The following is an 11,135-nucleotide window of genomic DNA, read 5'->3' as shown; positions in this document are numbered from 1 at the left end:
AATGGCCTTGAAATATATTTAAACCTTACGATAATATCACAACGAGAGACTATTCAGCCCAGTGGTTGCCGTTGTAATTGCGGGCCGTATCGGCATCCATACCAATTTGACGTACAAGATCGTCTAAACTGGCAAATTTCTGCTCAGGACGAAGATAGCCCATCAGATCCAGATACATGGGTTTGCCGTAAATATCTTCGCTGAAATCCAATAAATAGGCCTCGATGGCCAGAGGCTGATTCCCCGTAGAAGGCTGAATACCAATATTCACCACAGCACGGAAAACACGTTCAGAGCCGTCCTCTTCAGGAAGTCGGGCCGTCGCCACATAGACCCCGCGCTTAGGCAGGAACTTGTACTGTTCCACCTGCAGGTTTGCCGTAGGGAACCCAATGGTATGTCCCAGGCGTTTACCGCTAACAATATGACCGGAAAGTCGATAGGGACGTCCCAGGTAGGTCTGGGCACGATCAACATCCCCCATTTCCAGAGCGGTTCGCACGGCAGAAGAACTGACGCGTTCCCCCTTGTGGAGCACGATGGAAAGCATCTGGGTAGAAAGTTCCGGGAAGGCGGCCGTAATGGATTCGTAATTGCCCTTGCCACCAGCGCCAAAGCAGTGGTCATGACCGAAGAACATGGAGCACACGTCCAGTTTTTCAATCAGCTCTGTACGAATAAACTCATCAAAGGGCAAGTGCATCAGGTCGCGGGTAAAAGGGATCACCACAAAATCCAATCCCAGGCTCTTGATAAAATCACGTTTTTCAGCAGTCGTAGTCAGCAGGAGCGGATTCCCCGGGCCGCGAAGTACGTAGTTGGAATGAGGTTCGAAACTGATAACCGTAGGGAGTAAACCGTTAGCTTCAGCCACAGCCTTAAGGGAACGGAACAAAGCCTGGTGGCCAAGATGGCAACCATCAAAATTCCCCATGGTAACAGCACGTTTCTTATTCATCTTCGGCTAGGTAGATCTTGGGCCTGATGCGGCCAGGTTCATAGTGACAGAAACTGAGGACTTCGCCTTGCATGTTGGCTACAAAGACGTTGCCTTCGGCATCCACACCTTCAATGGGAGTTTTCCAGGGCAGATAATTTCCCTGACGGATGACCGCCAGCTGCGCGTCGTCAAGACGGACCACGGGGAAATCAAGCACCTGGTCCACAGGCAGCAAGTGTTCGCGGGTCAGATCATCGCCACGGACAGCCTTATCCAAGGTAACCTCGCCAATACGATGACGTCGGATATGGGAAACGCAGCCAAAAGTTCCAAGGGCACGGGCAATATCACGGCCCAGGGCACGGATATAAGTACCCTTGGAGCATTCACAAATCAAGTCGAAAGTGGCAAAAGCCTTGCCAGAGCATCCTTCAGTGGCATCGTTGGCAACAGCACCCAGCACCTTCAGGGAGCTGATGTTAATCTTGCGGGGCTTCAGTTCGATATCTCGGCCACGTTCCATCAGGTCGCTGGCGCGGACACCGTTAATTTTTACCGCACAATACTTAGGCGGAATCTGTTCGATATCGCCGGTAAACTGGGGCAATACCGCCTCAAGATCCGCAACGGAAATCTCTTTAACCTTTAAACTTTCCGCATTTGACTCACTACTCACGGCTCGGCACTCATCGCTCATAACCACTTCGCCGTCCCATTCCAAGGTGTCAGTCTGGTAACCCAGATGGAGTCTAAAGCTGTAACACTTGTCCTTGGCCTCTACAAAAGGCAGCAGACGGGTGACGCGACCCGTAGCGGCAATAATCAGGCCGGAGGCACGTAGGTCTAACGTACCGGCATGACCAACACGCTTCGTAGAAAAGACCCTTTTCAGAGGGAAAAGGGCCTTAAAAGAAGTTTCACCAGCAATCTTGTCTAATAAGACGAAGCCAGAATTGGACAATTAGAGTTCCCCTTTCTGCTTCAAGTCGGCAAGAATGCTTTCGATATGCATGGCGTGTTCCAGGTTCTCGTCTAGCACAAAGTTCAATTCGGGAATCTTGCGAATCTTGAGGGCCTTGCCCAAAACGCCGCGGATAAAGCCAGCGGAATTGTTGAGGCCGATCAAGGAATCGCGCTTTTCCTTATCGGAACCCATGACAGATACCATGATCTTTGCATAGCTCAGGTCATCGGTGATCGTTACACGGGTAATGCTAGAAAGCGTACTGACGCGAGGATCCTTCAAGCCCTTCTGCAAGAGCTTGGAGATTTCCTCACGGAACTGTTCGCCTAATCTGTCGGTTCTACGACTCATTTATATTCCTTATGGTAATCGCTTACGCTTCGGAAGATTCAGCCTGCTTCTTGGCTTTTTCTTCGGCTTCTTCGCGGGCCACATCCTTCAAGGTACGTGCAACGGAGACTTCCTTGAAGAAGATCAAGCTATCGCCTTCACGAATATCGTCGTAACCCTTAAGACCGATACCGCATTCGAAGCCACGAGCAACGGACTTGACATCGTCCTTAAGACGCTTGAGGGACTGAACCACGGTAGTACCCAGTTCTACACCATTGCGGTATACGCGGACATGGCTTTCGCGGTCCACGGAACCATCGGTAACCATACAGCCGGCGATGAGACCGACCTTGGGAACCTTGAAGACCTGGCGAATTTCGGCTTCGCCGCTGAGTTCTTCGCGCATGGTGGGCTTGAGCAAGCCTTCCACAGCGTTGGTAATATCTTCGATACAGTCGTAAATCACGCGGTAGTTGCGGATTTCGATGCCTTCCTTCTGGGCCATTTCGCGGACAGCGAGAGACGGCATCAAGTGGAAGGAAACGATGATAGCCTGAGCGGTAGTAGCAAGCAAGATATCGGATTCCGTGATAGTACCAACACCCTTACGGATGATGTTCACGCGGACTTCCTTATTGGTAAGCTTTTCGAGGGATGCGGCAAGAGCTTCGGCAGAACCACCCACGTCAGCCTTGACGATGAGGTTGAGTTCAGAGAGCTTACCATCCTTCTTTTCGTTAAACGTATTTTCAAGAGAAACGGTCTTACGGGCGCGGAGGTCGCGTTCACGGGCGGCCATACGACGCTTGGAAGCAATTTCTCGTGCGGCCTTTTCGTCTTCCACAACGATAAGGTCATCACCAGCCTGAGGGGTACCGTCAAAGCCAAGCACCTGGCAAGGTGCAGAAGGCGGAACTTCCTTGAGCTGTTCGCCACGTTCGTTGAACATAGCACGGACACGACCAGCGTAGATACCGCAGACAAACGGGTCACCCACATGGAGAGTACCGTTCTGCACGAGGATCGTAGCCATGGAACCCTTACCCACGTCAAGCTTGGATTCAACCACAGCACCGCGAGCGTGAGCATCCGGGTTAGCCTTAAGTTCAAGAACTTCGGCTTCAAGAGCCAGAGTTTCGAGGAGCTGATCCATACCCTGACCGGTACGGGCAGAGACTTCGATACAGCTAGTAGTACCACCCCACTGTTCCACTTCTACGCCGCGTTCGGCCAGCTGGGCACGAATCTTGTCGGGGTTAGCAGTGGGAAGGTCGATCTTGGTAATGGCCACGACCATGGGAACCTTTTCGCGCTTTGCAAGTTCGATAGATTCAACAGTCTGGGGCATGACCATAGAGTCAGCAGCCACAACCAGCACGATAACGTCGGTCACCTGAGAACCGCGAGCACGCATAGCACTGAAGGCTTCGTGACCCGGGGTATCAAGGAAGGTAACCTTGCCCTGGCTGGTGGTAACTTCGTAAGCACCGATGTGCTGGGTAATGCCGCCGGATTCGCCGGAGACCACGTGAGTCTTACGGATCCAGTCGAGGAGAGAAGTCTTACCGTGGTCAACGTGACCCATCACAGTCACCACCGGATGGCGGGGCTGCAGATTTTCGGTGGATTCTTCTTCAACACCCAGTGCTTCTTCTTCGTATTCTTCCATCAGCTGGGCTTCGAAACCGAATTCGTCGGCCAGGAGCTGGATGGTTTCAAAGTCAAGGCGAGCGTTGATGGTCACCATCATGCCCATTTCCATGCACTTTGCGATAACGCGAGCAGGCATCTGTTCCATCAGGCCGGCAAGTTCGCCAACGGTGATGAAGTCAGAAGTCTTAAGAATCTTCTTTTCTTCAGAAACTTCGCCTTCGGCCTTTTCCTTACGGTAAACCTTCTTGACAGGCTTCTTGGAAAGGTCAGCCATCACGCGAGAAACGTTCTGACGTACGGCTTCCTGCTGCTGTTCCTTCTGCTGGTCGCGATCCTTACCGTTGTTTCCACGACGGTTCTTGTCGTTCTGACCATGGCGACCATTCTGCTGACCGGGCTTTCCACCCTTGCCATTCTGGTTCTGACCGCCAAAGCCACCCTGGCCACCAAAGGCCTGGTTGTTGCTTGCATTGAAGGCATCCTGCATAGAGGAGCCGGTAAAGCCGCTGGTGCGGCCAGTAAAGGAACGACCGCCATTGTTGTTATTGCGATCACCACCGGGGCCACCCTGGCCCGGACGACGGTTACCGCCATTGCGGTTGTCCTGACCGCCATTGTTGTTCAGGCGGCCAAAAGTTCCAGTGTAACCCTGGGCATTGCCGTTTCCACGGGGACCGCCGGGGCCACGATGTCCGCCGCGGTTCTGCTGAGCCATCTGGCGAGACTTTTCGATACGAGCAAGAATTGCTGCATCGGGTTTAAAGACCTGAGCCTTCATAGGAGGCTGCTTCAGTTCCATACCCGGAGTAACCATGGCGGGAGCTTCTGCAGCAGGCTTGGCAGCTGCGGGAGCGACAGGAGCCGGCTTGGCAGCGGGAGCCTCAGCCTTGGGAGCGGCAGCCGGTGCAGCAGGCTTAACAGCGGCAGGAGCCACAGGCTTAACTTCAGCCTTGGGAGCTTCGACCGGCTTGGCTTCAACCTTAGGAGCAGCGGAAGCGGCAGGAGCAGCAGGCTTAACTTCGGCCTTGGGAGCTTCGACCGGCTTGGCTTCGACCTTGGGAGCTGCGGGAGCGGCAGGGGCAGCAGGCTTAGCTGCAGCAGGTGCGGCAGGAGCCACAGGTTTAACCTCAGCCTTGGGAGCTTCGGCAACAGGGGCAGCAGCGGGCTTAGAAACCGCAGCGGCAGGAGCAGCAGCGCCCTTCTTGATGGTGACCTTGGCACCCTTAATGAGAGTTGCCTTCAGAGTACGACCACCAGCGGCGGGAGCAGCGGGCTTCTTGGCAGCGCTTGCGCTAGGAGCATGGTCAGCCGTATTCTTCTTCAAATTCTTGTTACGAGCTTCGGCCTTCTGCTTTTCAGCTTCGGCAGCGGCTTCGATCTTCTCATAGTCTGCGGCGGCAACCTTGGACATGTGAGTACGGACAGTTACGCCCGCGTCGCGAAGCAGTTTCATAACAACGTCAACCTTGACGCCGTGGGATTCAGCCCAATCTGTAGGTTTAATTTGATCTTCAATTGCCATGAATTAGCTTTCCATATTCCTTTTTTCAATTCTTTCAAGCCTACACCCCTTGTGCAGGCCCCTTTGACCTTCAGCGATCTACGCTAACTTCGATTAGCGACCCTTACGGCCTGCAGCCTGGTGCATATCGGCCATAGAGGGAGAAGTGATCTTAGCCTTGGTCTCATCGTCCTTTTCGGACCATTCCTTTTCGCCAAACACATCCAGGTTACGCTGAACGAGTTCTGCAGCCAGCTTGACGTTCTGGCCGTTCTTACCGATTGCCAGAGCCAGGTTTTCGTCGCTGATGATAACGACAGTGCGGCGAGTTTCAGGAACGTGAATCAACTTAATGACGTTTGCCGGAGCGAGAGCGCGCTGGATGAACACATCCAGATCCGGATTCCACTGAACGATGTCGATACGTTCGTTGCCCAGTTCGCGGACGATAGTCTGAACGCGAGCACCCTTCATGCCGACGCAAGCGCCAACGGGGTCGATCTTTTCGTCGCGGGAGTAAACGGCAATCTTAGCACGGAAACCCGGTTCGCGGGCGACACCCTTCATTTCGACAGTGCCTTCGTAAATTTCGGGAACTTCCTGACGGAACAGTTCCTTGAGGAAGTCACCGTTAGCGCGGGACAGGATCACCTGTGCGCCAGTCTTGGAGGATTCTTCGACGCGAGCGATAACAGCCTTGATGGAAGCGCCCTGGGTCCAGCGTTCACGCTTGATCTGTTCGCGGAACGGGATCATAGCTTCGGTCTGCTTGCCCAGCTTGACGATGATGTTGCTCTGTTCGAGACGGAGAACTTCGCCGCTGACCATGGAGCCGATACGGCTACGATAGGTGTCCATAATCTTCTGACGTTCGACGTCGCGGATCTGCTGGTTCAGGAGCTGCTTAGCAGTCTGGATAGCCTGACGGCCGAAGGTGGAAATAGGAATTTCCATTTCCAGGGAGTCACCGGGCTGAGCGTCTTCGTTGAATTCACGAGCTTCTTCAACCAGCATGTAACCCTTGTCCAGTTCTTCCACTTCGTCAGCGGTCATTTCAGGATCGTAATCCGGATAGTCGTCAACGACGGCCACGCGAAGGAACACATGAACTTCGTTGGTTTCCATATCGAAGTCCACATCGATTTTCTTCTCGATATGCAGGTACTTGCGAGCTGCAGTGACCAGGGCTTCCTTGAGAGCATTCAGGACAACGGAATCTTCCATATCCTTGGCTTCGACAACGCCCTTCAGCACTTCGAGCAAATTAACTTTCGGTTCGTTCTTCATAACATGACCTTCCTATTATATTTGTACATCTACTTTCGCTACCAGCACTTCGGACCGAGGAATGACCACATTCTCGGGATTGCCTTTTACGGTTAGCGTCAAATTTTCTTCATCCGCATCAACCAGAGTGCCAACGACAGGCTTACCTGTGCTGCGTGTTACGCGGATATTGCGACCCTTGTTGCGGGTAAAATCGGCGACCGACTTCAGGGGGCGGTCCAACCCGGGAGAAGACACTTCCAGGGTGAAAGCACCTTCAATAATCTCGGGATCCAAGTCAAAAGCGTCAGAGAGGTGGTGGCTGACAGCAGTGCAGTCATCGATAGATACGCCTTCGGGCTTGTCAATGTAAAGGCGGAGAGTCTTTCTCTTTCCGGCGCGGAACAAATCCTGTTCCACCAATGTAACGCCAGCTGCAGCGCAAGCTTCGGCGATCAGTGCATCCAACTTTAAGTTCGGGGCTGCCAAATAGACCTCTTATATAAAAATTGCCATCCGCTTACGGAAGACTCCTTGCACAGAAACTCAGTTCGAGGCGAGGCGTTTTCCACGGATAGTCTAAAACCAGCACAAATAGAGAAATTTTAAAGAGGTGTTTCAACCACCCAAGATAAAAAAAGCGGGTAAAACACCGCTAATTGTGAATGATCCAGTAAAAAAAGCTATTTTAGGGCCACTATGACGTACGTACTCCTTATTCTCGCATCCCTGATTGGCCTGGCAGCCTGCGCATTCTATCTCCGCAAGAACATCATTGTCATCAAGGAAAAGAATAAGAATGAACCCAAGGCCTACAAGCGCGGCATGAACTACGTCCTCACCGGCCTGTGGTACGGATACCTGATTATCTTCTTCGTCGGCCTCACGATCAATAACATAGTTTAAAGGTTAAAGGTTAAAGGTTAAAGGAAATTTCTTTAACCTTTCCGCTTTACGCTATACGCTAAACCTCTCGGCCCTGAGATTTCAGCCAACGTTCGTACAGGAACATGGCGATAAAGTTCTTACCGTCGATAAATTGATGGGCGGCCTCTTCGTAAGGCAGAACTTCAGTACGGATCCATTCGATTTCTTCGGTATACTGCTGGTCCTTTCCGTCCATGGCCTTCAGCTGTTCGGGAGTGACCTCGCGTTCAATGGCATACAGGCGGATACGTTCGTCCAGAAGTCCGCAACTGGCCGCAAAGCCTTCGCTCTTGCCCTTATACCAGAAGTCCATCAAGTCAATCAGTTCAGAATCGTCTGCCTTGATCTGGGCTTCTTCTTCCAGTTCAGACAGGGCCACCTTGCGGTAATCCCCAGTCCAGTCCAGAATGCCTGCAGGAATTTCAAGAGAATCCTGTTCCGAAATTGCAAAACGGGGCTGACGAACCAACAGCAGGTAAGGCTTACCTTCGCAGCGGAGCACAATCAGAACGCCCACTGCATTACCGCGCACCAGTACGATCCCGTGAACCGGACGTCCATCCGGCAAGAAAGCAGTAGCCTCCAGCTTTATAAATAAAGGTTGACGGCCCTTTCTCAGAAAATCCACAGAAGCAAAATGGACCTTGGTCACCTTGAACTTCTTTTCGGAAGCCGCAAGCCAGTCCGTATAAATTCTCGAATTAAGAACAACTTCCTTGTCAGATTCGGCAATCTCTGCCGCAAAAGAATATTCGATCATCTAAAGCCTACTTTTTTGAAGCGGCGGAATCCACGATCAGGGTATCAGGAGCAATATCGGCATTCTTCCAGACCTTAATCAGACTATCCAGTCGACCCAGGGAATCCACCACCATCTTGTTTCCAGACAAATTATACAGCATCCACTGACTCCCGGTAGAAGGTCCGCAAAACGTTTCGTCTTCCCCAGGGCTAAACAACTGTCTAATAAAACGGACTCGCTGACCCACTCCATAGTAGGCCGTGGCAAAGGCGGCGAAGGTTCCGCACTTGGGGATCTTTTCCATATAGTAAGTGCTGTAATGCCATATGGTATCAGGGCGTACCTGAAGTTCCCCAAGATCCGTGGAATCGTTTTCCCACTTGTTCTTGGTGCAGTACACGGAATCCGTATCGGCACAGGCGTAATGCACCGGCACCAAGTTAGTATCAGACAAATTCCAGCTGGTGGGATAGATTGTATCAGGCACCACGTTCTTGCACATGTCGATGCGGTAGGTACAAGTCGATTTCATGGCACGCCAATAAAATTCGCGAGGCGTCAGGGAATCCAGTACACGAATGATGGTCGGCTGCCCCAGCTTATCCTTGCCCTTGGTACGTAGCGGATAATTGTGGGCGTCGGCAAAACTGGAATCCATGTAAATAAAGAACGTATCCTTGGAAAGCGATCCGCGACGAACCAGAATGGAATCCAAAACGGAGTCAGCATCGTTCTGCACCTTGAGCATACCGACCCCGCGAACATCCTCATCGCGAACAATCTGCTTAATGAGCGTATCGGGTCTGTAGTAGGGGGCGGAACAATCCTTGTCTGTAACCAGGATGTCAATATCGGGCTTAATCCAGCCCACAGAATCAGTACGAGAAAAACCAAGATTGATAGACTTTAATGCACAATTAGAAAAAGTCCACATTTTCCCAAGTTGCAAATAAAGGGTATCCCCCACCAGATGAATCGCCTTACCGGAATCCAGGGACGCCGAAAGGAAATAGCCCTTGCCCGCAAAGACATCGTCACTGTAGGTTGCAGACAGGGGGCCATCCGTATCCTTTTCACAACCCACATAGAACCCCAGCACCCAAATGGCACACAGGGTTACAAACAACATTTTTGTCGAACGCAACCACTTCATAAACTAAAAACCCAAACTCTTCACGAAAGCACGAATATGTTCATCCTGGACGGGATGGGTTGCCTCATAAAAGTCCGTCCAACGAACAAACAGACCGTTCTGACGAACCGTCAAAAAGAAGGTTGCACTATCCTGGGGAGGAAGACTGCCCAACCGGGTTTCAAAGAATACCTCGCTCCCGACCTTGACCTCATCGTTTAGGGATCCTAGACCAGACGTCCTACTCATCACATTGTAGCCATGGTCGATATCCACGAAATAGCCCAGGGAATCCTTGCCCGTTCCCAAGACCTTACCCGAAAGCACCGGGTGAACAGGAGCCTCGCCAATACCACGGAACACGTCCATTCCCAGCAGAGATTCCTGACCTTCGAAGTCGAAGTCCTCGGTAATGGGGAGAGCAGACCACTTCAAGGGCTGACGGGGGCACACACCCGGATAACGGCAGCCGGTGGCCTTGTTAATCCAGACAAAACTGGAATCGGGTTTCATGTAACGCAAAAAAATCGACTGAGTACTATCGTCGTGAACAACCAGAGAAGCATCACTAAAATTCTTGCGGGAAGCGATCCAGTGCAATTTTGATTTGGAAGAATGGCGGAGCTGCGACACATAGCGCAGGAAGGAATTGGGCAGACGACTGACTTCAGTAGAATCGTCAATCACCCAGGAGCACTGTCCCAGGCCGCGTTCCAAATTGAAGGATGTACCGCCATAGGCCAAACATTTCTCATCCCAACTCAGCTCCGCCGGTTCACTCTCGTTGCCGATCTGGGAAAGGGTGTCGGCAATTTTCGTCACCAAGCCAGACCAGTACACAAAGAAGGCGGCCACGGCAATCAGCAGCAGTCGCAACAGAGGAAACTTGTGGGTAGAGTTTATAGGCTTTTGCTTGCCCTTGTACTCTTGAAAGTCAGCGGCCATCTTAAACTAGAGCCAACTAGAAGGTAAAGAAAGCCAGGGTACCGCCAATGGCAGCCAGCATAAGGAGAACCACAATCACCACAGTCTTTGCGGAAGACGGTTCATCATCGAAAGGAACATCGAGACCTTTCTTGGGCTTATCCTTATCGTCCTTGACAATAGCATTGAAGCTCTTGGTAAAGCGACGGTGAGGGCCAGTATGACGATCCAGGGGAGCGGTCCTGGGCACCTCAATATGAGAAATGTTGTTCTGGGAAGCCACAGGGGCGGGCTTGGCCAGCATTTCCACCGGTTCAGCATCAGCCTCGGGAACATCCTTATGCAAGGAGAAGGACATCATGTCGGCTTCGAAGGCGAAAACGCGGATTGTCTTGTCGAGACCGGCCTTCTTCAGACCATCTACAATAACCTGGTTGCTAGTAAGGACTGCAAACATACCGCCATTGGAAGCCATTTCCTGCTGGAACTGGATAAAGGCGTTGTAGGCATCGCTGTAGACGAAATCAAGGCCAGTCAAATCCACAGCAAGGAACCGCTCATCCTTCTTCTGGTCCAGGAGAGCACGAACGTCTTTCTTGAATTGTTCGGCGTCAAAAGCCCCTATAGGATTCAAGGGGGCCGAGATCAAATCAAAAATTCCAACTTCGCGATAATTCTTTAACTGAGGCATGACAGAAAATATAACCTAAAATTTAAACGCCCGTGAGCTAACTCACTAAAAAATGATACCTA

At 51.7% G+C, this 11,135-nt stretch carries 11 protein-coding genes; 1 reads left to right on the top strand and 10 read right to left on the bottom strand.

Going from position 1 to position 11,135, the window contains the following annotated elements; all coding sequences use genetic code 11:
* Positions 1 to 49: 49 nt before the first annotated feature.
* The 6 genes from ribF to rimP form a co-directional block, all read right to left on the bottom strand.
* The gene (gene ribF, locus BUB73_RS00465; protein ID WP_073155801.1) at positions 50 to 958 is read right to left on the bottom strand and encodes a riboflavin biosynthesis protein RibF; all 909 of its coding nucleotides are present in this window, start codon (positions 956 to 958) and stop codon (positions 50 to 52) included.
* Positions 951 to 1,901, bottom strand: a complete 951-nt coding sequence (gene truB / locus BUB73_RS00460) for a tRNA pseudouridine(55) synthase TruB (RefSeq protein WP_073282835.1) — start codon at positions 1,899 to 1,901, stop codon at positions 951 to 953. Before truB ends, ribF begins: the two co-directional genes overlap by 8 nt.
* Positions 1,902 to 2,255: a 30S ribosome-binding factor RbfA gene (rbfA, locus tag BUB73_RS00455; protein ID WP_073155795.1), complete on the bottom strand. Its 354-nt coding sequence runs from the start codon at positions 2,253 to 2,255 to the stop codon at positions 1,902 to 1,904.
* 22 nt (positions 2,256 to 2,277) lie between these two features.
* On the bottom strand, positions 2,278 to 5,412 hold the full coding sequence (infB, locus tag BUB73_RS00450; protein WP_073282832.1) for a translation initiation factor IF-2: 3,135 nt from the start codon (positions 5,410 to 5,412) through the stop codon (positions 2,278 to 2,280).
* 93 nt (positions 5,413 to 5,505) lie between these two features.
* Positions 5,506 to 6,678: a transcription termination factor NusA gene (gene nusA, locus BUB73_RS00445; RefSeq protein WP_073155790.1), complete on the bottom strand. Its 1,173-nt coding sequence runs from the start codon at positions 6,676 to 6,678 to the stop codon at positions 5,506 to 5,508.
* Positions 6,679 to 6,693: 15 nt separating this feature from the next.
* Positions 6,694 to 7,146 carry a ribosome maturation factor RimP gene (gene rimP, locus BUB73_RS00440; RefSeq protein ID WP_073155788.1) on the bottom strand — a complete coding sequence of 151 codons (453 nt, stop codon included), beginning with the start codon at positions 7,144 to 7,146 and terminating at the stop codon, positions 6,694 to 6,696.
* Positions 7,147 to 7,356: 210 nt separating this feature from the next.
* Here rimP and BUB73_RS00435 point away from each other — a divergent pair, with 210 nt between their 5' ends.
* On the top strand, positions 7,357 to 7,563 hold the full coding sequence (locus BUB73_RS00435; protein WP_073155785.1) for a hypothetical protein: 207 nt from the start codon (positions 7,357 to 7,359) through the stop codon (positions 7,561 to 7,563).
* Between the two features lie 58 nt (positions 7,564 to 7,621).
* On the opposite strand, the gene BUB73_RS00430 is transcribed toward BUB73_RS00435, so the two are convergent.
* The 4 genes from BUB73_RS00430 to BUB73_RS00415 are packed head-to-tail and all read right to left on the bottom strand — an operon-like array spanning position 7,622 to position 11,073.
* A complete protein-coding gene (locus BUB73_RS00430) occupies positions 7,622 to 8,344 on the bottom strand; it encodes an NUDIX domain-containing protein (protein WP_073282829.1) in 723 nt (240 codons plus the stop codon).
* Between the two features lie 7 nt (positions 8,345 to 8,351).
* Complete coding sequence (locus BUB73_RS00425; RefSeq protein ID WP_139258145.1) at positions 8,352 to 9,479, bottom strand: hypothetical protein; 1,128 nt, start codon at positions 9,477 to 9,479, stop codon at positions 8,352 to 8,354.
* A 3-nt stretch (positions 9,480 to 9,482) separates the two neighbouring features.
* Complete coding sequence (locus BUB73_RS00420; protein WP_073155777.1) at positions 9,483 to 10,403, bottom strand: M23 family metallopeptidase; 921 nt, start codon at positions 10,401 to 10,403, stop codon at positions 9,483 to 9,485.
* Positions 10,404 to 10,419: 16 nt separating this feature from the next.
* On the bottom strand, positions 10,420 to 11,073 hold the full coding sequence (locus BUB73_RS00415) for an STAS domain-containing protein (protein WP_073155774.1): 654 nt from the start codon (positions 11,071 to 11,073) through the stop codon (positions 10,420 to 10,422).
* Positions 11,074 to 11,135 lie beyond the last annotated feature (62 nt).

It is taken from the genome of Fibrobacter sp. UWH6 (assembly GCF_900142465.1).
Classification (GTDB): domain Bacteria; phylum Fibrobacterota; class Fibrobacteria; order Fibrobacterales; family Fibrobacteraceae; genus Fibrobacter.
The sequence above is the reverse complement of the archived record's forward strand: the minus strand, read 5'-3'. Positions and strand labels throughout refer to the sequence as shown.